The following is a 23562-nucleotide window of genomic DNA, read 5'->3' as shown; positions in this document are numbered from 1 at the left end:
AAAAAAGACAAGCCTTTCGAATAACTAAGTGTCCGAACAAAAAGGACAAATATAACAAGAGGTGATTAGACAATGCAGATGAAATTTAAGAAAACTGGAGCAGCTCTATTAGTAGCAACAATGACGGTAACTGGAGCAAGTTATGCTTGGGCAAACGAAAATTTGTTTGATACGGTAGATTTGGGCAAAGTACTTAATCAACAAGAAACTGAAACTGTTGAAGCACCGGATACTACACCAGAAACTGAAACGCCTGAAACTGAAACGCCTGAAACTGAAACACCGGAAACTGAAACACCAGAAACTGAAACACCAGAAACTACAACACCTCCTACAACAGAGGAAAAAGTAGTATGGGACATTGAAATTCCTGAAGGATACACTGCTGGAAACTTAGCAGCACTTTCCAAAGCATTTGAAAATGCTGGAAATGAAACAGCTAAAGCAGCGATCAAACGCAATGCAGAACGCGCAATTGCAAAATTTGAAGCTAAACAAGCTGAAGAACCAAAAACTGAAGAGCCAAAAACAGAAGAACCTAAAGCAGAAGAGCCAGTGACGGAACAGCCGAAAGCTGAAGAACCAGTTGCAGAGACACCTGTAGAAGCACCAGTAAAAGAAAAACCTGTAGTTAAACAACCGGTAAAAGAAACTAAACAAGCTGAAAAAGAAGAAAGAAAAGCTCTACAACAAGAACAAAAAGAAGAACGTAAAGCACTACAAGAAGAACACAAAGCTGAAAAGAAAGCTTTAAAAGAAGAACACAAAGCGGAAAAACAACAAAACAAAAAGAACAAAGATCAAAAATAATTCCATTCAAATAAAATACTATTTTATCAAGATGAAATAAATCGTGTAGATACTTTTAATTTCGTCTAGTAACTTAGGAAAATAACAAAACAAAAATAGCACCGCTTTTCATTCTTCGCTCAGCTAACGTATAATTATAGGCTAAGGGAACATGGGAACGGAGGGTATGTATGCTCTTGTCAATGATGCAAGGTCTTTTCAAAACGAAACCAAAACAAAATACGCAAGAGCTTATAAAAAAAGCGCAAGCAGGTGATAAGGAGGTCTTAAATGACCTCCTTCTTGCCCATACCCAATTTTTGAAAAAAACAGCCAGTTTCATCTGTAAACGTCCTATTGATGAACAGGATGAAGAATACAGCATCGCCTTAAATGGATGTTATGAAGCAATTCATGCTTACAACGCAACCGAAAATACTTCCTTTCAAACCTTTGCCCACTTAATTATTAAAAGGCGCATTATTGACTTTATTAGAAAAGAAACAGTTCGACACAAAAAGGAGCTTCTCTTTGATAGAGGTGAAAATGAGTCTGAGGACGAACTTTTTTTAGTAAAAGAGCAGGCAGTAACTACATATTTGGAAGAAAAAGTTAATGAAACAAGACGAGAAGAACTAATAAAATATAGCAAATTATTATCGAGCTTCAACCTATCTTTTGACGAGCTCACAAAAGCAGCACCGAAGCATAAAGACGCTCGAAAAACAGCCTTTCAAACGGCACAGATTATTGCACATTCAGAAGAACTGTATGAACTATTAATAGAAAACAAAAAACTACCTTTGAAAGAAATCGAAGCGCTGGTGGAAGTATCTAGAAAAACATTGGAACGGCAAAGGAAATACATAATCGCCGTCGTCCTTCTGTTAAACGGTGACTTTGTTTATATAAAAGACTATGTGAAAGGAGAAATCATATGATGCGCAAATATAAGGGCATTGTTTGCGAAAAGAAGGCTGCCTACTCTGTGTTTCTTACAGAAGATGGCGAATTTCTTCGTGGAATTCCACTTAATGCGGCAGTTCAAATAGGCGATGAAGCAGAATTTCGTTTATTCACTCTTGCAACAGCTCCCAAACGTATGAAACCATTTTTCATAGCTCCAGCCTTAATAGCTGCAATGCTTCTCATAATTTTAGTCGCATCATGGTTTCCCCAAACAACCCCAGCCTATGCCTACATCAATGTAGAAGGTGACTCGAAGATTGAAATAGGGATAGATGAGGATGGAAAAGTTATTTCTATTCATTCAACTTCTGAAGTAATAGAAGATTGGGAAGGTCAGTCAATGGACCTCGTGCTAGCTAAAGCAATCGAGCAAGTAAGCACTGACGAAAAGGAGCTAGCTGTCACTACCGTTTATGAAAAAGAAGATAAACCAAAGCTAACTAAACAAATTGAAAAAGCGGTCCAACAAGTTCAAAAAACAAACCCTTCTTCCGAAAAGAATTCAGTGGAGCCAAAACCGAAAAATCCAAAGTCTGAAACTAAACCGCCTGGGCAAATTAAAAAAGAGGAAAAGGTACCTAAGCAAAATAAAGAGCAATTAAATACGCAAAAACCATCTGAACATAAAGAAAGTAAAAATGAACCAAAAGCCAAAAAAGAAATACCAGCAAAAGATAACGAACCAAAAGTCAAAACAGAACAGCAACCGAAAGCAAATAATCCATCCAATAATTCTAATAACAATCCAGGTCAAGAGAAGAAAAAAAACGAAGAAAAATCGAACAACGGAAATAATCCTAATAAAAACAATGGCAATGGCAACAGTACAAACCTTAATCACTAATCTCCCCCCCTTTGCACACAGTAAAGGGGGACTTTTTATATGTAAAAATATTAAAAATACATTTGACTTTATAATTATGCAGTATTATACTAATCATTATCTTACGGTTGGAGTGATAGATATGAAAATAGGAATTATAGGAGCAACGGGTTACGGTGGTCTTGAATTAATAAGATTATTGCATAATCATCCGGAAGCCGAGCGTGTTGATTTATTCACTTCTTCTGAAGAAGGAATGCAATTTTCGAATAAATATACACATTTAATGAATATTTACGATCAAGCGCTTCTAGCAATCGAACATAATAGACTAACAGAATATGACGTCATTTTTACGAGTACTCCCTCAGGGGTATCAACTGGGATATTACCCACTTTAATAGGAACTGGTCCAAAACTTATAGATTTGTCGGGTGACTTCCGTTTGAAAAACCCACTCGATTATAAGCAGTGGTATAAAAAAACACCCGCCCCATCAGACGCAATTGAAAAAAGCGTATATGGTTTAACAGAGTGGAACGAAGCTGCGATAAAGCAAGCGGATCTAATCGCTAACCCAGGATGTTATCCGACTGCGGTATTGCTATCTTTATTGCCACTCTTAAAAGATAACTTAATAGACGGGTCAAATATAATCATAGATGCAAAAAGTGGTGTGTCAGGAGCAGGTAACAAACCATCTCAAATGACGCACTTCAGCGAAACAAACGAAAACACGGCTATTTATAAAATTCATCAACACCAGCATATACCCGAAATTGAACAAGCGATTAAAATGTTTGCGGGAGAGTCAACGCCAATCACTTTTACGACACATCTCGTTCCAATGACGAGAGGAATTCTAGCGACAAGCTATGCCGCTCTTACACAAAACGTAACTGAACAACAATTGACAAATGCATTGAAAGAAACATATGCATACGATCCATTCATCCGAATCATTGACGATACGAACAAATTCGGTACCAATCAAGTATACGGTTCTAATTTCTGCGATATACACGTAAAAGTCGACCCACGCACGAACCGTGCAACAATCGTTTCGGTCATCGATAACCTCGTAAAAGGAGCAGCTGGTCAAGCAATTCAAAATATGAATGTACAATTCAATCTCGACCAAACTACTGGTCTTCAGCAAGTCCCACTATTCATTTAGAAAAAGGAGGAATAACCGATGACGACAAAAACGATTACGATGAAAAGCATCTCTTATAAAAATATCGCATCACCAAAGGGCTTCCAGGCAACTGGAATCCATTGCGGCTTAAAGCATAAGAAAAAAGATCTCGCTTTACTTGTTAGTGATGTACCTGCAAGTGTAGCGGGAGTTTTCACAACAAATGCCATTAAAGCGGCACCATTACTCATCACAAAAGATGTGGTATATGAAACAGGAAAAATGCAAGCAATCATCGTCAACGCTGGGAATGCTAATGCTTGCACTGGAAAACAAGGAATGGCAGACGCATACACAATGCAAAAACTAACAGCGGAAAAACTAGGAGTAGATCCATCTTTAATAGGCGTTGCATCCACTGGAGTAATCGGGGAGCTTATGAAAATGGAGCCCGTAACAACAGGGATCCAAACGTTAGAGCCAGTAGATGAACTGGAAGGTGCCATCGACTTTTCATTAGCGATCATGACCACAGATACAGTTACGAAAAACACAACTTATTCCACAATCATTGACGGTAAAGAGGTAATCATCGCAGGAACTGCAAAAGGTTCTGGCATGATTGAACCAAATATGGCGACGATGCTTGGGTTTATTACAACTGATGCAAATATCGAATCCAACCATCTCCAGGATGCGCTAAAAGCAATCACTGACGTCACTTTTAATGCAATTACTGTGGACGGGGACACATCGACAAATGATATGGTCATCGTGATGGCAAATGGAATGGCACAAAATAATTCATTAACTCCAGACCACCCAGATTGGGAAAATTTCGTGCAAACCTTGCACACTGTGTCACAGGATTTAGCGAAGATGATTGCTAAAGACGGAGAAGGCGCAACAAAGTTAATCGAAGTGGAAGTAAAAGGTGCCATCACGGATTCAGAAGCTCGTAAAATTGCCAAAACCGTAGTTGGTTCACCACTCGTGAAAACCGCTATATTCGGAAACGATGCGAACTGGGGAAGAATCATTGCTGCAGTAGGCTATAGTGGGGCAACGATCGATCCAAACGCCATTACGATTCTTCTTGGTACAACAAAAGTAGTAGAAAACGGCGAGCCTGTTCCTTTCTCCGAAGATGATTTAATTGTTTATTTGAAGCAGCCTGAAGTCAAAATCTTCGTCGACATTCATCAAGGTAATGGTCAAGGAACTGCATGGGGGTGCGATTTGACATATGACTACGTCCAAATCAACGCAACTTACCGCTCCTAAACGTATCGTCATTAAGCTTGGCGGTAGCATGCTCGAGGGGTTAAATGAAAACTTTTTCACCAATTTCAAAAAACTGCAATCAGAGGGACTTGAAATCGTCATCGTTCACGGTGGAGGTCCAGCGATCAATAAAGCCCTTGCTACAAACGGAATATTGACCACTGCCATTAATGGGATACGAGTAACATCCGCCGAAGCAATCGGGATCGTTCAGTCCACACTAATCGGTCAAGTAAATCCAGCACTAGTTCATCAGCTGAATAAAAACGGAATCCAGGCAATCGGTCTTAGTGGATACGATAGTCAGCTGTTACAGTGCACAATATTAGATGAAGCAACTTACGGTTTTGTCGGAGAGATCCAACAGGTGAATACGTCACTTATTGAAACATTACTGAAGAAATGTATTACTCCTGTCATATCTAGCATTGGTTGTACTGCAGATGGAAATCCACTGAACATCAATGCTGACACAGTAGCTAGCGAAGTCGCATTAGCAATTAAAGCAGATAGTCTGCAACTCGTTACCGACACGCCAGGTGTAAAAATAGATGGAGAAGTACAAGATATCGCTACTTCTGAAAAAATTACAGAGTGGATCACGTCTGGTGATATTTACGGAGGAATGATTCCAAAAGTAACAGCCGCTCTTGACTGCCTTTCGGCGGGCATTCCATCAGTCGAAATCGTCGGTGATCAGCTTTCCGGCACAACCATTTTGCAGCAGGAGGTGTACGCATGAGTTCTTTATTCCAAAACTATACTCGCAGACCTATTCACCTTGTCAAAGGGAAGGGTACCATCGTCACAGATGACAAGGGAAAAGACTATCTTGATTTTACAAGCGGTATAGCCGTGCTCAGTCTGGGTCATACGCATCCTGCGATAGTTCAGGCAATTCAAGCACAAAGTGAAAAACTTTGGCATATCTCGAATCTATTCGAAAATCCAGAACAAGAAAAACTTGCTGAAACTCTTGTAAACGATACACACTTCTCTCATGCTTTTTTCTGTAACAGTGGAGCAGAGGCAAACGAAGCAGCTATCAAGCTAGCACGCAAGCATACCGGAAAGCACACGATCATCACCTTTGAAAAATCATTTCACGGTCGCACATTCGGCGCGATGTCTGCTACTGGTCAAGACAAAATACGAAACGGCTTTGGACCATTGCTCGAGACTTTCAAAACCGTCCCATTCAACGACGTCGCTGCCCTCGAAGCAGTTATCGACGATGAAGTCGGAGCAATCATGCTCGAAGTAATCCAAGGAGAAGGCGGCGTCAACCAAGTAACACCGGAATTTGCTCAGGCCATCTCGGACATTTGCGATGCCAAAGAAATTTTACTTATCGTAGACGAAGTTCAAACAGGCATTAGTCGCACCGGTACCCGCTACGCATACGAGCAAACCGTATTGAAACCTGACATCATCACCTTAGCAAAAGGTCTAGGTGGAGGCTTCCCAATTGGGGCGATGCTTGGAACTGCAGCTCTACACGATTCATTAGGTCCAGGCACACACGGCACGACCTTCGGAGGAAATCCTCTAGCAGTCGCTGTCGCACAGACTGTATTGGATAACGTATTTGCACCTGAATTTATAGCAGATGTGAATAAAAAATCGGCTTACTTTATTGAAAAATTAAAAGAAGTTTTACCAACTCATAAAGTTGTTGGCTCTGGCTTACTACTCGGCATCGTCTGCAAAGAAGAGGTCGCAGCATACATAACAGCCGCCGACGAAGCTGGTCTTCTATTAGTTTCAGCAGGACCAAACGTCATCCGCCTATTGCCACCACTAACCGTAACAACCGAAGAAATCGACCAAGCCGTCGACATCTTAAAAACTATTTTGGCTTAATAACCACTTTTGCATTTAGTATCACCCTTGAATTAAAGCGCTCAGCGAACCGCTATTCACAAACCAAGGACCCACCGTTATCGGTGGGTCCTTTATTGATATATCCATAGTAACGGCTTCCTAATAATCCCGTTCAGAGAGTAAACCTCCTCGGACCGAGAGTAACCGGTGGCCGAGCGAGAGTACCCACCCTGCGTCCGCGAGTAAATCCACCTCGTCCGCGAGTAACCCTAGTCACTCCGAGAGTAAAACCCAAAAAGGAAGCTTTTCGCCTGTGCGAAAAGCCAAAGTGCATTAAATTTTCCAGTAAATCCCGTTCCGAGAGTAAAGCGCCTCCAACCGATAGTAACTGATGAACGAGCGAGAGTACCCACCTCGCGTCCGAGAGTAAATCCACCTCGTCCGCTAGTAACCCCCACCACTCCGAGAGTAAACCAAAAAAGGAAGCTTTTCGCCTATGCGAAAAGCCAAAGTGCATCAAATAATCCAATAAATCCTGTTCCGAGAGTAAACCACCTCCGAACAAGAGTAACCGATGACCGAGCAAGAGTACCCACTTCGCGTCCGAGAGTAAATCCCCTCGTTCGAGAGTAAACGAAGCCAAACCATCCGCACCCAAACAAAGCATCAAAATAATACTAACAAACCAACGAAATATCCGAATAATATTGTCTAAAATCTGAAACAATTCAATTCTCACTTCGTATTCATAACCAAAATGCAATTCTTACCCCCAAAAGCCCTCCAAAATGCAATTTCAAGAGTAGCCCTATTTCCACAGTAACCAACTATGCTAAGCTATCATGGAGGTGATAAAATGATCGTAAAACCATACACACAAACTCTCTATATGGAAGCTCTTATTTCGTTGAACAAGCGCCTGCACAAAAACCATCCCAAATATATCTCTCTGCGAGAAGAACTGCATCGCAATATCGCAGGAAACATTGGGGAAGAAGCCGTGATGAACTTTATTCAAAAGGTCAATCTTCCATACAAATTCTATGCCTTCCACAACATTTCCCTATACGGTGAATCCCTAATTCAAATGGATATACTTATAATTTCACAATACTATGCAGTTATACTGGAGGTTAAAAACATCCAAGGAGAAATCGAATTTAAGTCCCATCCTTTTCAGCTCAGCAGAACATTAGCTACGGGAGAACGACAGTCTTTTGACAGTCCCGAGATTCAACTACAAGAGTATATATACCAGCTAAATGGAATTTTTAAAGAAGCTGGATTTTCTATACCCATATACGGTGCAGTTGTGTTTCCCTTTACTAGCAGCTACATCAAAACACCTCCAAGCAAAACAACCATGCTATTTCGCAATGAGATCAGATTCTATCTAAGAAACCTAGAAACACAAAATCCTCCACTATCCATAGAAGCCCTAAACAACCTCAAAAACTTTATTCTAAATAAAACAATCATTTACAAACCATTCCCCCTTACACAACGCTATTCAATTAATACTGATGACATTATTACAGGGGTAGAATGTACATCTTGTAACTTTGTAGGAATGAAAAAAGTCACCCGCCACTGGATATGCACTCGCTGCAAAAATATAAGCAACAACGCCCATCACCAAACAATAAAAGAGTACTTCCTTGTTTATAAGAACTCTATTTCCAATAAAGAATGTAGACACTTTCTAAAGCTAAACAATATACACGAAGCAACCAGAATGCTTAAAAGCCCAAACCTTATCAAAACTGGCAAATACAAAGATGCCATATATAAAATGCACTTTACACACTAAGCTTCTCTATTATGCTTTTCATATCTAATAAAACCTCATTCCGATAGAGTAAACCACCGTCGAATGAGAGTAACCACCGAGATGTCGAAAGTAAATCACCTCTGAACGAGAGTGACCCCAATCTCTCCGAGAGTAACCTCAAAACAGGAACTCTATCTATATAACCACTATTTCTTATAGATAGTAGTGAAAGAGTCACGAAATATTCCTTACAAATTAATTCCTAATGTTTATTTTTAGGGATATTTTAACTTCTCCCTTTACCTTCCTACAATCGAATGGAATATTATAACTATTGGAAGTTTACTAGAGGGGGAGAAGCATGTTCACCTATGGGGTAATATTGTATACTAAAGATTATGAAGAATTGGTTAATCGTAGATGCCCGTTGAGGCAAGAACTATGAAAATATTAGATGTAGATTTATTTCAAGAAGGTCTGCAACGCAATATAATTATGATAGACAGGCTAAGCAGTGAAATGAAAGCAATCCAGCATGCAGTGGAAGGTCTTGTTCAGATGGAGGATCAATTAAAGGGGGCGGGGGGTAATGCCATCCGTTCCTTTTACCAGGAATGTCATTTACCGTTTCTTCACTTTTTCCAGCTGTTTTCCGATCAATTCAAACAAGTCCTTAACCAGATGGAGGCAGCACTTCATTCACTGGAACCCGATTCAGCTGGTTACATACTCGAGATTTTCCTTGATGGAGAGCTTGAACAGGGACTTACGCTAATTAGCGAAATAACTGCTAGCTTGACCGAAGAGGCAAACAGTATTATGGACCAAGTGAGTGATATTGTTGCGCTGCCTCATTTAGACGATAGTGGAGTGCAGGAGGGAGTCATTACTTCTAAGCGAAAACGTGATGACACTTTAATGCAACTTTATGAATTTGATGCTACCCAGACGTACGCACTGAACCAAATGGAACAAGCTTTGGATACAATGGACACGTGGCTGACAGGTATGGAAGGCTTGTTTCAAGCGGGGGTCAAAGATATAAATTTCTCCACTAGCCAGTGGGATGTCCTGACGCTCAGAAGTGATATTAAAACAGCACTATTTCCAAAAGTGTATTTAGATCCGAATGATGTATGGTTACAGGAACAAAAACAACTGATCGGCACAATGATCACTGCAGCTACTTTTCAAACGTTGGAATCAAAGAAAGTTACAACTATTGAAGAAAACGTAACGGAAAATATCAAATATCATCAGTATGACAATGGGTTACTCATCAAAGAGTATGTGTTCAATCAAACCGTTTTCTATGAAGTTGTTTCCAAAGTTGAATATAAGGAAGAAGCCGTCATTGTAGAGAAACCGAAAGAAAACAAGTTACTAGATTCTTTTCAGTTTGTACTAGATATTGCAGGGCTTATACCTGGTGTTGGTGAATTGGCAGATGGGGCAAATGGTCTGATCTATACAGCAAGAGGAGACACTTTAAATGCGACACTTTCTTTTTCGGCGATGATTCCCTTTGCTGGATGGGCAAGTACTGGTGGGAAATTCATAAATAAAGGAAGCGATTTATACTCTTCAAGAAATGTCCTAAGTACAGAAAAAGTAGAGTCCCTCTATTCGCCAAGTTATCAAGATGTCGTCAACAGTCCATTAGGCAAAACCCACAACCAACTAGATATCTTATCTAACACTGATTCTCATTTGGTTATGCCAAATGCACTTAAATATATTTTGCCACCTGCCAAAACGGAAATCCCAACGAGTATCAAAAGTGGAGATGTTAATTTTGGGGCTAAGGGTACGGGTAATAAAACAGATAAGATTCCAGATGGTGCTATTAGAGACGGAAGTCATATGGGTACGGATGGAGTTTTAAAACCGAATGTTACTTATAAAGCAGGAGAATATGAGTATTTATATGAGACAGACAATATGGGAAGACTCAAAGAGTTCAATGCAGATGATTTAAAATTAACAGAAAGAGATAGTAGATTACCACATAAATCAAACACGCCAGGAAAAGAAACGGGTGACCATGCTGGACATTTAGCTGGTGATAGATTTGGGGGCTCTCCAGATTTAGATAATCTTGTATCTCAATCAAGTAATGTGAATTTGAGCAAATACAAGAAATTAGAAAATCAATGGGCTGCAGCCATAAAAGAAGGGAAGAAGGTTTCCGTTAATGTTAAAGTCAATTATGAGGAAACTGGATTAAGGCCGACAAGCTTTGAAATAAAATATAATATAGATGATGTTATTAAGAAAGTAAGATTAAAAAATTAGGGGTGATATACTTGAGTAAAGTATTTGAAGATTATTTTTCTGAATTACAAGCAGATATGGTAGCTATTTGTTTAGAATACGTTGAAAATGAAGCAGAGGATATTTACATTTACTGTTCCTATGAACCAGAAATGTATGTTTTTGACGTATTTTTTAAAATAAATAATCAATATGTTTTTAAGCATAACTTAAATGATGCAGTAAATAGCAACAGCACTATAGGTAAGAAAGCATTGATTTATGATACCTCTGAACAAAGGCAAGAAGCTGTTTTAGATATTGGACTTGAAAATTTAGAAAAGATTCATGAAAAATGTAAAGAATATGGAAAAGAAATGCCTACAGAGATAAAGTTACATTATAATGTGAAGCAGAATAGTTTAAAAGGAAAATATAGATATGAGTTAGTATATTCAAATGACGAAGAGCTTTTACCAGATGATATTTTCGATTTTTGGTTTGAAGAAGTAAAAAATGCAAAATAATGAAGTGGAAATGTCTAAATTAATATAAGAGTTCAGTTGTATTCAGGATTATTTTTAGAATTAACTATAAGCACTTGTTTGTCTTATTAGGCAACAGGTGTTTTTGTTTTTGTGTTAGAAATTTTAACTTTAGACGACATTGGGTGATGCTTTACTGAAATGGGGATGACAAACTCGTAATGATAGAGTGATTATATTATTAAGTTTAGTTTTATCTATATTGGATATTTATGTTAAAATCGGATTAAAGAATGTAAATTGGTGTTCCCATAAGCTCACAGCGCAAGTTAGTACTAGAAAGGGTGAGAAAAAAGTGAGAAAAATACCGAAATTCACAATAATCGGAATCGCTTCTTTTTTTTCTGTTTTTTTTCCTATTTTCGAACTTATTGAGGTGGGCTAAGCAAGGGATGTTTTGCCAGAGCGAAAACCAAAAAGGAAGCTTTTCGCATGTGCGAAAGCTAAAAGTACATCTAAGTTTCTGATATATCCCGTTCCGAGAGTAATCCTCCTCCAACCGATAGTAACCGATGCCCGAGCGAGAGTATGCACCAATTCTCCAAGAGTAAATCCACCTTGACTGAGAGTAACGCCAACCACTCCGAGAGTAAACCCCAAAAAGGAAGCTTTTCGCCTGTGCGAAAAGCCAAAAGTGCATTTAACTAACCAAAAAATCCCTTTCCGCTAGTAAACCGCCACCGAACGAGAGTAACTCACAACCGAGCAAGAGTACCCACCAATTCTCCGAGAGTAAATCTACCTCGACCGAGAGTAACTCCCGCCACTCCGAGAGTACCCCTACCCACTCCCGAAGTCCCCCCTACCCAAACCCCAACAAAAAAAGCCCTCCGCCCCAGCGAAAGACTCCCATCCCTAAAAACTATGCGTCATCGTCCAAACAGCCACCGCATCCCAATCCCCATCATTCATAAACCGGTGCGGCAACGAGCTATCAAAGTAAATACTATCCCCTTCGTTGATCACATAAACCTCGCCCTCAATCTCCAGTCGCAAACTACCTATCAGCATCAGCCCGCACTCCTCGCCGCCATGGAACATAAGCGGATCATCGGTACCATCGCCCGGTGATACGATCATCTTAAAAAAGCTCATCTGTTTGCCCGAACTTGGTGACAAAAGCTCATATTCCACATTTGGTCGAACACGCTTGATCAGATTGCCCTCACCTTTGCGTGTTAGCGTGACTGCATTATTTTCTTCTGCCTCGAAGAACGAAAAAACGGGAACCTTCAGGCTATGGCTTAACTTCCATAACGTCTCCAAAGATGGAGATACCTGTCCGCGCTCGATTTGCGAAATCATACTCTGGCTTACATTCGTTTTTTTGGCCAGCTCATCTGACGTCAATCCTTGAGACCTACGTAAATACCTAATTCGATTACCGACCTCACTTTTAGGAAATACCAATACAAACACCCCTTATGCATAATAATTCATTAGACAGAATAATAAAACATAACAAAACAAAAAAATACAATATTAATAAATACATATTAAAGGTCATACAATACAACTATATACATTCTATTTTGCACCTATTTCCAAATAGAATCAATAATAAAAATATTATAATTAATTATTTATTATGTAGACAGGTGAATAATAATAATTTATACTACTAATAATTCACTAGTTTCATAAGGGGAACTGAATAATATAAAAAATGGGGGATTTAGAAATGAAGAAATGGTTAGCGGCAGTACTGATGATTACCGTATTAATTATCGCTGGTTGTAGCAATGATTCTGGAGGAGTATCAACAGAAAACTCTACAATTCAAAAGGCACTAAAAGAAAAGAAATTAGTCATTGGGATGTCAACAGGGTATTTCCCATTTGATATGAAAAATCCTAACGGTGACTTCGTTGGATATGATGCAGATACTGCAGAAGCACTTGCAAAGGCTCTAGGGGTAGAAATTGAATACAAACAATTCACGTTTGATGGACTTATTCCAGCGCTACAAACTGGGGAAGTTGACATGGTATTCGCTGGTATGACAATTCGTGGGGACCGCGCCCTAGCAGTAAGCTTTGCTAACCCATACTTCCAAACTGGTCAAGCAGTTATGCTTCCTGGATCAGATACAGCGACAAAAACTTGGCAAGACCTAGATGTAGCAGGCAAGAAAATTGCGGTAGGTATCGGAACTACTGGTGCCTTACTTGCGAAAGATGTATTTAAAAACGCAGAAGTAATGGACTTCGAAAACTTCCCAGATGCAGCAGCAGCTTTAGCGGCAGGAAAAGCGGATGGGATCGTATATGATGAGCCGGCAATCGCGGTTTGGAAATTACAAAATGGAGACAAAGTAAGACAATTAGAAGGGTTAATCTCTACTGAAAACCTAGGAATCGCACTGAAGAAAAATGACTTCGAAACAATCCAATGGGTAAACTCATTCTTAAACAGCTACCTTGGAAGCCCAGCAGAACTTGCATCACGCGAAAAATGGTTTGAAACTTCTGACTGGTTAGGTGACGTAGTAGAAGAGTAGAACACTCTGGCAATCTAGAGGAGGTACAACAATGACATACGACTGGAGTGTAATACCCCGTAATATGGACATCTTTATTGACGGGGCCTTAAAAACATTAGAAATTTCCTTATTAGCTATTCTTATTGCTATCCCAATAGGTATTATATTTGGGATGGGACGTATTTCAAAAAACAAGTTTTTCAGATTGATATCTTCCATCTATGTAGAAATCATTCGTGGTGTTCCACTGCTTGTTTTACTTATTTGGATTTACTTTGTACTTGGACAATTCTTAAAGCTCGGTTCCTATTGGGGGGCGATTTGGGGCTTGGCGATATTTGCTGGTGCATTCATTGCCGAGATCGTTCGAGCAGGTATTCAAGCTGTACCGAAAGGACAGATGGAAGCCGCGCGATCACTTGGTATGTCTCATGCAAAGGCAATGACTCATATTATTTTGCCACAAGCATTTAGACGAGTTTTACCACCACTTGCATCCCAATTTATTATGCTAATAAAAGACTCATCACTTGTATCAGTCATTGCAGCGACCGAGTTAACACTAAACGCCAAAAACCTAGTAGCAACATCATTCCGCTCGATTGAAGTGTGGACATTCGTTGCACTAATCTATTTCATCATGACATTCAGCCTATCGCTAATCATTCGATATTTCGAAAAACGATTACTGAAAAGCGAGACATAACGTTAAGGAGGGTGTACCCAAATGATTACTATCAAAAATGTCAATAAAAGCTTCGGAGACCACCACGTCCTAACCGACGTTTCGCTCGAAGTACCAAAATCGAATGTTATCGCATTGATCGGCCCAAGTGGAGCAGGGAAATCCACCTTAATCCGAGCGATCAACGCACTAGAGCCGATAGACAACGGGGAAATAATAGTGGATGGCATTTCCATTCACGACAAAAAAACGGACATCAACGTAGCCCGCACGAACATAGGCTTTGTATTCCAAAGCTTCAATCTATTTCCGTTTCTAACGGCTTTAGAAAACGTAACAATGGCACCGATGAAAGTAAAGGGACTAAGCAAAGAGGCAGCTGAAAAAAGAGGGAAAGAACTACTATCTTCTCTTGGACTTGGCGACAAATTCGATGCCTACCCAAACAGACTTTCCGGAGGTCAGCAACAACGTGTAGCCATTGCACGAGCACTTGCGATGGACCCACAAGTAATGCTATTTGATGAACCGACTTCTGCACTAGATCCAGAAATGGTAACTGAAGTGCTCGATGCCATCCGTAAACTAGCAAAAGACGGCATGACAATGGTAGTCGTAACACACGAAATGGGCTTCGCCAAAGAAATCTGTGACGAAATTGTCTTCATGGCAGAAGGCAAAATTGTAGAGCGCGCCGCACCAGCCAAATTTTTCAGCAACCCAAATACCCAGCGTGCACAAGACTTCCTATCCAAAGTCCTAAACCACTAGAGCAATCTAGTGGTTTTTGTTTTGAGGATTATAAAATTGTAAGTAGATTAATAATTTTGTAAATAATCTTTCCAATTGAATAATAGTTTGGTAAAATCGAACTATCTGAGATTTACAAACGAATCTCATAATACGAGGAGGAACAACATGTTTAAGAATAAGAAATTTCTAGCATCTAGTATTACAGCTGCAGCAGTAGCTATATCGATGGGATCAGCAGTTTCTGCAGAAGATGCAACAACCTTCAAAGACGTAGCTCCACAGTACAAAACTGCAGTTGATTACTTAGTAAGTAATGGATTTACAAAAGGTTTTTCATCTTCTCAATTCGGTACAGACTCAAGTATTAAACGTGCGGATGCGGCTGTTTTAGTTGCGAAAGCTATGGGCTTTAGTGAAAAAGGAATATACGCAGATGCAGGATTTAAGGACGTGCCTTCTCGTGCTAAATGGGCGGTAAATGCGCTTGTAGAGGCAAAAGTAGTGAATGGAAAAACAAAAACTTTATTTGGATCTGAAGATATATTAAATAGAAATGAAACTGCTAAACTATTAGCGAACGCTGGACAACTAGACGTTAATAACTCTGTAAGTAAAACAGAATTTAAAGATGTAAACAGTACTTTCGCCAGATATGTGGACGCATTAGTAAAATCTAAAATCACTCAAGGAAAAACTGCAACAGCTTTCGGTGCAACAGATGCAGTAAAACGTGGTGAATTAGCTTTGTTCCTACACAGAGGAACGAAAGAAATAAGTCAATTTGACTTAATGGTAATGCACACTAATGATACACACGCATATGTAGAAAATGCGCCTTATCGGGCAACTGCTATTAAAGAAGTACGCGCAGCAAACAAAAACAACCTTTTACTGGATGCTGGGGACGTATTCTCAGGAGATCTATATTTCAATGAATTCAAAGGGGCGGAAAGTGTTGCCGTGATGAATTTACTTGGATACGACGCAATGACATTAGGGAATCATGAATTCGATTTAGGAAATGGTCATAAGGAGCTTGCGAACTTTGTAAAATCTGCGAAGTTTCCTATAGTATCAGCAAACTTAGACTTCTCGAAAGAGCCTTTATTTAAAGATCTACAATTAAATAAATACAGTTCATCACCAGAAAACGGCAAAATCCAAAATGGGACAGTACTTAATGTTAACGGACATAAAGTTGGCATATTCGGTCTTACGACTGTAGAAACTCCAACAATTTCTAGTACTGGAAAAGTAATTTTCAAGGACTATATTGCTTCAGCAAAAGCTGCAGTAAAAGCATTTGAAGATCAAGGAATCACAAAAATCATTGCAATCTCACATCTAGGATATGATGACAACGTTGCATTTGATAATGATATTGAACTTGCGAAAAAAGTAGAAGGTATCGATATTATTGTTGGAGGACATACACATTCAGAGCTTAAAGAAGCTGTTGTTTCCAACGCATTCGATTCTCCAACATTAATCGTTCAAGCGAAAGAATATAGTAAATTCTTAGGTACAATAGGTGTTACTTTCAACGTTAAAGGGGAAGTAGTAGTTCAAAAAGCGGAGCTACTTAACACAGATGCTGGAAACAAAACAACTTATGCAGCTGACGCGGAAGCAGAAAAACTACTAGCTCCATATAAAGCTAAAATTGATGCATTGAAAAAAGAGTCTATCGGAGTGGAAGCACTAGTTGCACTAAATGGACTAAGAGCTAACGAAGGAGACGGTACACAAAGTGTTCGTTTCAATGAAACAAATCTAGGAAACTTAATTACAGATGGTATGCTTGCAAAAGCGAAAACGATTAATCCGAAAACATCTATTGCACTGACAAATGGTGGAGGAATTCGTACTTCTATCAATGCAGGTGATATTACTGTAGGGGAAGTATTACAAGTAATGCCTTTCGGTAATGCATTAGCTTTAGTAGAAGTAACAGGTTCAGAAATGAAAGAAGTACTGGAGCACTCCGTATCGCAGGCACCAAATGAATCTGGAGCATTCCTACATGTTTCGGGACTTAAGTTTGAGTATGATAGCACAAAAGAAGCTGGAAAACGCGTAGTTAAAGTAGAAGTTAAAGAAGGCGACAAATATGTTGCAATAAATGATGCAACTAAGTATGTAGTAGCTACTAATGCCTTCACAGCTCGTGGTGGAGACAATTATACAACATTTGCAAAAGCATATGCTGAAGGTCGAGTATCGGAACCAGGTTTTGTTGACTATGAAATGTTTATTGACTATTTAAAAACATTAGACAAAGTTGAACCAAAAGTTGAAGGTCGAATTGTTGACGTTTCAAAAAAATAAATACAATAGGACCCTTAAATATAGCCATACGGGAAAATCTCGTATGGCTAATTTCATTGGCACACAAAATACATATACATACAATATCTGACAAGTTGAAAACCTATATACCCAAAAAAGTTTCCAATTAAACCAAATTTAGCCCCAATGTCTGATATTTTAGTAGAAAAAAATGTGTTAAGATGCATGTAGAAAAAGAAAAGGAGTTATTAATCTGTGAAAAAAATTTATCTCACATTAATTGCTAGTTTCATTGCTATCTTGACACTATCCGCCTCTCCGACACTTGCTGCAACATATTATAAAGATGTAAAAAACACAATCAGTGCATATGAAGAAATTATGTATCTAAACAAGGGAGATATTCTTTCTTCAGATAGTTCTACTTTATTTTCACCTGATGCACCAATGACGAGAGCGCATGCTGCAGTCATGATAGGAAAAGCTTTGCAATTTTCAGGAACCGACAAAAACCAAAAGTTCTCAGATGTGCCTAGTTCAAATTTTGCTATTGGCTACATTAACGAAATGGCTAGCCGTGACATTATTAGAGGATATAATGATGGGACATATAAACCGAATGAAACCTTAAAACGTGGTGAAATGGCTTTATTAATAGCTCGTGCATTTGGATATCAGTCTACAACAACTAATGATGCTGCAAACGAATTAGTAAACAAAGGGATTTCAGCAGGAGTTGGAAAAGGAAACTTTGGGACAACTCAATTAATGAAACGCGGAGACTTCGCGGTATTTTTAACAAGAGCAATCAATGCAGATTTCAGAACTAATACTTTAGCAGACACACCTACTAAAATGTACGTGGATGTAAAAGGAGAAACGTTAAACTTCCGTAGTGGCCCTGGAGTTGGGTATGGGACAACCTATAAGTTTTCCGAAGGCTATCCAGTTGATGTGTATTACCAAGTTGGAAGTTGGGTTTATGCAAAATCAGGTAACAAAACTGGATTTTTCTCAAAAGCTTATTTAACAACAGATGCACCATCCGCTGGTTCTTTACCAATTGAACCAATTCCAGTAGACACGAAAAAATCATTGAATGATTTAGTTGTAGTAATTGATCCAGGACATGGTAAGCAGGATTCAGGAGCTACTGGATTCGGTCTGAAGGAAAAAGATGTTGTATTAGATATAAGTCTACGTATGAAAAAGTATTTTGCGCAAACACCGATAAAACCAATACTAACTCGTGAGACGGATACATTTCTGACACTTTCACAGCGTGCACAGTTTGCCTATAAAAATAATGCAGATTCATTTGTGAGCGTACATGCCAATGCACTAAACGGTTCAGCTTTAGGGCAAGAGACATTCTATTATGCATCTACTAATAAAAACGTCGATCAGTCTAAAGCACTTGCAACATACATTCACAAACGTATGCAAGAAGCATGGGGCTTAAGAGATCGAGGCGTAAAACCTGGAAACTATGCGGTTTTAAGAGAAAATTCAGTTCCCGCAGCATTAGCGGAGGTTGGGTTTATCGATAACAAAACAGATAATGCGTATATTGCTTCATCCACAAGAAGAGAGCAAATGGCTCGAGCAATTTTCCTAGGAACATTAGATTACTATTATCACTATGAAAAATATTCTGAAGCAGGAAGCTACTATTCTAAATTCAATGCAGCACCATCAAAAAAACATCATTAATCCATACAGTCCTGATGAATTTTCATTAGGACTGCTTTTTCATACATAGAAAGTGGGGGATTACCTGTGAAAGCTACTCAAATATTTATCATATCTCTTTTCTTAACAATCCTTCTGTTGCCTCTACAAACATACGCAGAAAGCGACAAAAATTTCTACATAATCTCAGAGAATGCAGACGAACTAAATAAGTTTATGAAAGATAGAAACATACAAGTAAACGGTTATTTCGATCATTTTTCTACCTTCGAGGTTACCTTGAATGAGGATGAAGTAAAAGCGATTCAACAATTTGATTCAACAGCAGTGCTCCAAAAAGAACATAAATACAATATATCAAGCGACAAAGTTATTCCTTCTATTACAACCGTTAAAGCAGCCCCATCCAATACAAAACCTTATACCGGTAAAAATGTGAAAATAGGAATACTTGATTCAGGAATTGATACAGAACATCGAGATATTAAAGTAGCAGGTGGCTTTTGTGCGCTGTCCACTAAGTGCGCCACTGGCATACCGTACGATGATAATCATGGACATGGTACACATGTCGCAGGAGTAATTGCTGCCAAAGCAAATGATACAGGGATAGTTGGCATCGCTCCAAATGCACAAATATACAGCGTTAAAGTGTTAGATGAATCAGGTTATGGAACAACAGGTAGCATCATTCGTGGGATCGAATGGGCGATCGAAAATGACCTAGACATTTTAAACTTAAGTATTACATCGACAATATACGATGCTGCCATGGAAAAAGCATTGAAAACAGCTTATGAAAAAGGAATGCTATTAGTTGGGGCTGCTGGTAATGAAGCTCTTGAACAGTCTAAAGGCAACTCAGTAACATATCCTGCGAAGTTTAGCAGTGTGATAGCAGTTGGAGCTGTCACAGATGTACTTGCAAAGTTACCAGAATCATCTATTGGGGCAGAACTTGAAATTGCGGCACCGGGATATGCAATATTCAGCACCTACCCATTCGAATGGGACTTTTCAGACGGCAAACAGGATGGCTATACACATTTATCGGGAACTTCTATGGCAGCACCTCATGTAACAGGTGTTTTAGCGCTATACCGTGAAAGATTTCCTAGCATGACAAATGTACAATTACGTGCTTTATTGACATCACAAGCAAAGGATCTTGGAACGCCTGGTAGAGACTCAAGTTTTGGCTATGGATTAGTTCAATACGAGAAAGACATCGCAGGATCTCCAAAATTAGAAGCGAAAGTGGAAAAAGGGAAAGTAGAAATTTTACAGGTAAATTCTGTTACGGGATTTCAACTATCTTTAAACAATAAAACATTAACCAAGCAAAACAATAAATGGACATTTTATGGGGTTCAAGGAGATTATCCGATAGAAGTATCTTACCAAACGGCAAAAGGCATCAAAGTACAAGAAAGACTAAATATCCAAATAATAAATCCTAAATATTCAGACGTTAAAGGAACGCAATGGTTTAGTGAACATATAGGCTACTTAGCAAATAAAGAGCAAATAAATGGCTATGACGACGGCAGTTTTAAACCTTACCAAGAGATTACTAGGGCGGAAGCAGCAGTATTAATCGGAAGAGCCAAATCATTAGATGGTGCATTAAGAAAAACGACCTTCTCAGATGTTTCCGATAAGTCGTTCGCAGCAGGCTATATTCAAAGTGCTGTAGACGCTGGAATAATTTCTGGTTACAAAGACGGTACTTTCAAGCCGGATGCTAAAGTGACTAGAGGCGAGATGGCAATATTATTGGCTAAAGCTTTTAAACTTTCACCAACGACCTCCAATAATAGCAATTTTGTAGATATTTCTCCATCAATGGCTGCGTATCCTTATATACTGCCAATTATTGATGCAAAAGTAACGGTAGGTTACGGAGATAACACTTTCAAGCCATACAATAAAATAACACGCTCAGAATTCGCAGCATTTCTTGCAAGAATTCAAAAATAGTTATGTAAATAAACTAAAAATGATAGATTAATAAAGTAAAAGAGAGATTTGGAAGGAGTTTAACATGAAAAAATTAGTAGCAATTCTCATTGCACTTTCCTTAATCATTACTGCATATATTCCTGTACAAGCTGCAGATGAACTGACAGGTTTAACGTTAGAAAAAGAAATGCGAGCAATGATCGAGCAAGGGATAATTCAAGGCTATAACGATGGAACAGTAAGACCTAAGGATGACGTGACGAGAGAGCAATTCGCCGCTTTCATAGTACGTGCATTAGAATTACCAGCAGCAGTTCCGACCTACACGGATGTAAATCCATCCTCTGCACTGGCATCTGCAATAGGTGCACTGCAAAGCACGGGAATTATGAAAGGGACATTAGATAATAAGTTCAATCCTACGAAAAAAATAACGCGTGAAGAAATGGCAATTACCATGGCACGCGTGTTAGATCAAAAAAGTATCACTGTTTCCGTAGATAGTATTATAGTGGGTGACCAAAATAAATTCGGGTCAGCAGATAGTATAGTAGCTGCCAAAAAAACTATTGCCGCTAAAATCATCAACGGATTTGCTACAGAAGATAAAACTTCATCAGCGGTACTGTTCAAGCCAAAAGATCTATCTAAACGTGACCAAGTATCAGCAGTAATCTACCGTTTCATCGAACTTATGAAAACAGTAGAAGAACCTGAGCCGACACCAGAACCAGGAAAACCAGAACCAGTTGACCCTACATTATATCAAATTGCATCCATTAAAAATGGAGAATTAGTAAAAACGACAAAAACGTATGCAACCTATGTAGAAGCAGAAAAAGCATTCGCATCATCGTCCGTTGATGCAATTTACAAGGGCGATGACATCATCAAAATAAAATCTGGAATTGCGTATGCTGACAATACAACGAAAAACTATGCATCTATTTATAGTAATACTAGTTTTTCAAACGAAGTAACGTACACAACAGAAGGCCGTGAGATGAAATACATCGGTAGCGGACCAGACTACGTCATCGTCCAAGTAGGCGGTACAGTAGGCTATGCGAAACATTCAGAAGTAGGTCTTATACCCTCACAGCTTATATCTGGAAGAGACAAATATGTGAAAAACGGTTCAGAGATGCTGAATCATTATGTATATGATCATTTAACGAAAAAATCAGCCTTTTATACTGTAGGACCAGCGCCGCAATTTATGGAACGATTTGGTGAATATTACAGCTATGACGGCGTCCAATTTTACGATATTAATGGAAACTTAAAGGGTACCCATTTCCCCTACTTCCAATTCCAATCAGTTAGACAGCCAACAAACTATACAGCAGAAGAACTAGACAGCTATATTATGTCGGCATTGGCAGCAAGACAGGCAACAAATCTTGCAAAATATAAAGACGCTGTAACCAAATCCAAACTAATCGGACTTGGCACATACTTAAAGGAAATGGAAACAACATACCGTGTCAACGCGATGTTCATCCTAGCAACGGCAATTCACGAAAGTGACTTTGGAATTAGCGGAAATGCAATGACGAAAAACAATCTATTTGGTATAAAAGTATTCGATTCGAACCCAGAATTGGGCGAAAAATATGCAGAACCCAAAAATAGTGTAAATGCATTCGTCACAAGATACATCAATTCAAGCTATGGACTACCTACTGGCAGCTATGCAAATGGAATAGTTCCAGGGAACAAAACAACTGGATTCAATGTAAAATATGCATCAGATCCACATTGGGGCTCAAAAGTTGCCGGCCATATGTACACAATAGATCAAAGCCTCGGCGGCAGAGATTACAAACAAGCTAAATTAGCGATGACAACAGCAACAACAACGCAAAACGTTCGTGCATCTGCTTCAACATGGAGCAACATATTATACACATACAAGAAAAAAGACTTAGGTGTAGGTAACCTATTCGGATACCCTGTTGTAATTGTAGAAACAGTAAAAGCCGCTGACGGTTACGAATGGCACAAAGTACTAACTGACACAGCCCCGCCATCTGATTACGGCTGGATCCGTGGAGATTTACTAAGAATAATAGAATAATATAAAACAAAAACGCACGGACGCTGTCACCTGACAGCATCCTTGCGTTTTTTAATATAGTGTAGTTTTGGAAAATTATCCTGTTCCGAGAGTATTTCCACTGTGAGAGCGAGTAAATAACTATAGACGATAGTGTATAAAAGTTTGTGTAAGGCTTTTTTTGGACAAAAATAAAAAGGCAAAGTACCCTCAAGTTATCGACTAAAACAACTTTAAAAGGAGA

General features: G+C 39.0%; 18 protein-coding genes. 17 read left to right on the top strand and 1 reads right to left on the bottom strand.

Annotated features, from left to right (window positions below; genetic code table 11):
- Positions 1-72: 72 nt before the first annotated feature.
- From BLR36_RS18790 to BLR36_RS08230, 10 genes are all read left to right on the top strand, one after another.
- The gene (locus BLR36_RS18790) at positions 73-810 is read left to right on the top strand and encodes a hypothetical protein (RefSeq protein WP_175454018.1); all 738 of its coding nucleotides are present in this window, start codon (positions 73-75) and stop codon (positions 808-810) included.
- Between the two features lie 170 nt (positions 811-980).
- A complete protein-coding gene (gene sigI / locus BLR36_RS08275) occupies positions 981-1730 on the top strand; it encodes an RNA polymerase sigma-I factor (RefSeq protein WP_093061281.1) in 750 nt (249 codons plus the stop codon).
- Entirely contained in the window at positions 1727-2602 is an 876-nt protein-coding gene (locus tag BLR36_RS18785; protein WP_093061280.1) for an anti-sigma factor domain-containing protein, read from the top strand. The genes sigI and BLR36_RS18785 overlap by 4 nt, the downstream gene beginning before the upstream one ends.
- Before the next feature lie 121 nt (positions 2603-2723).
- Positions 2724-3758 (top strand): N-acetyl-gamma-glutamyl-phosphate reductase, encoded by a 1035-nt coding sequence (argC, locus tag BLR36_RS08265; protein WP_175454017.1) that lies wholly within the window; start codon positions 2724-2726, stop codon positions 3756-3758.
- Between the two features lie 18 nt (positions 3759-3776).
- Positions 3777-5003, top strand: a complete 1227-nt coding sequence (argJ, locus tag BLR36_RS08260) for a bifunctional ornithine acetyltransferase/N-acetylglutamate synthase (RefSeq protein WP_093061279.1) — start codon at positions 3777-3779, stop codon at positions 5001-5003.
- Positions 4966-5745, top strand: coding sequence for an acetylglutamate kinase (argB, locus tag BLR36_RS08255; protein ID WP_093061278.1), 780 nt, complete (start codon positions 4966-4968; stop codon positions 5743-5745). Before argJ ends, argB begins: the two co-directional genes overlap by 38 nt.
- Positions 5742-6866 (top strand): acetylornithine transaminase, encoded by a 1125-nt coding sequence (locus BLR36_RS08250; protein WP_093061277.1) that lies wholly within the window; start codon positions 5742-5744, stop codon positions 6864-6866. Before argB ends, BLR36_RS08250 begins: the two co-directional genes overlap by 4 nt.
- A gap of 817 nt (positions 6867-7683) precedes the next feature.
- Positions 7684-8637 (top strand): nuclease-related domain-containing protein, encoded by a 954-nt coding sequence (locus tag BLR36_RS08240; RefSeq protein ID WP_175454016.1) that lies wholly within the window; start codon positions 7684-7686, stop codon positions 8635-8637.
- 402 nt (positions 8638-9039) lie between these two features.
- Complete coding sequence (locus BLR36_RS08235) at positions 9040-10893, top strand: T7SS effector LXG polymorphic toxin (RefSeq protein ID WP_175454015.1); 1854 nt, start codon at positions 9040-9042, stop codon at positions 10891-10893.
- Between the two features lie 11 nt (positions 10894-10904).
- Complete coding sequence (locus BLR36_RS08230) at positions 10905-11378, top strand: DUF600 domain-containing protein (RefSeq protein WP_093061273.1); 474 nt, start codon at positions 10905-10907, stop codon at positions 11376-11378.
- An 873-nt stretch (positions 11379-12251) separates the two neighbouring features.
- On the opposite strand, the gene BLR36_RS08215 is transcribed toward BLR36_RS08230, so the two are convergent.
- The gene (locus tag BLR36_RS08215; protein WP_254771359.1) at positions 12252-12815 is read right to left on the bottom strand and encodes a helix-turn-helix domain-containing protein; all 564 of its coding nucleotides are present in this window, start codon (positions 12813-12815) and stop codon (positions 12252-12254) included.
- Between the two features lie 262 nt (positions 12816-13077).
- Between BLR36_RS08215 and BLR36_RS08210 the strand changes: the two genes are divergently transcribed.
- The 7 genes from BLR36_RS08210 (at position 13078) to BLR36_RS08180 (ending at position 23339) form a co-directional block, all read left to right on the top strand.
- A complete protein-coding gene (locus BLR36_RS08210) occupies positions 13078-13896 on the top strand; it encodes a transporter substrate-binding domain-containing protein (RefSeq protein WP_093061269.1) in 819 nt (272 codons plus the stop codon).
- 31 nt (positions 13897-13927) lie between these two features.
- A complete protein-coding gene (locus BLR36_RS08205; RefSeq protein WP_093061268.1) occupies positions 13928-14584 on the top strand; it encodes an amino acid ABC transporter permease in 657 nt (218 codons plus the stop codon).
- A gap of 21 nt (positions 14585-14605) precedes the next feature.
- Entirely contained in the window at positions 14606-15334 is a 729-nt protein-coding gene (locus tag BLR36_RS08200) for an amino acid ABC transporter ATP-binding protein (protein WP_093061267.1), read from the top strand.
- Positions 15335-15481: 147 nt separating this feature from the next.
- The gene (locus BLR36_RS08195; protein ID WP_093061266.1) at positions 15482-17644 is read left to right on the top strand and encodes a 5'-nucleotidase C-terminal domain-containing protein; all 2163 of its coding nucleotides are present in this window, start codon (positions 15482-15484) and stop codon (positions 17642-17644) included.
- 216 nt (positions 17645-17860) lie between these two features.
- The gene (locus BLR36_RS08190) at positions 17861-19318 is read left to right on the top strand and encodes an N-acetylmuramoyl-L-alanine amidase (RefSeq protein ID WP_093061265.1); all 1458 of its coding nucleotides are present in this window, start codon (positions 17861-17863) and stop codon (positions 19316-19318) included.
- 66 nt (positions 19319-19384) lie between these two features.
- A complete protein-coding gene (locus BLR36_RS08185; RefSeq protein WP_093061264.1) occupies positions 19385-21277 on the top strand; it encodes a S8 family peptidase in 1893 nt (630 codons plus the stop codon).
- Between the two features lie 64 nt (positions 21278-21341).
- Positions 21342-23339, top strand: a complete 1998-nt coding sequence (locus tag BLR36_RS08180) for an S-layer homology domain-containing protein (protein ID WP_093061263.1) — start codon at positions 21342-21344, stop codon at positions 23337-23339.
- The last annotated feature ends 223 nt before the right edge of the window (positions 23340-23562 follow it).

Source organism: Psychrobacillus sp. OK028 (genome assembly GCF_900103605.1).
Classification (GTDB): Bacteria; Bacillota; Bacilli; order Bacillales_A; family Planococcaceae; genus Psychrobacillus.
The sequence above is the reverse complement of the archived record's forward strand: the minus strand, read 5'-3'. Positions and strand labels throughout refer to the sequence as shown.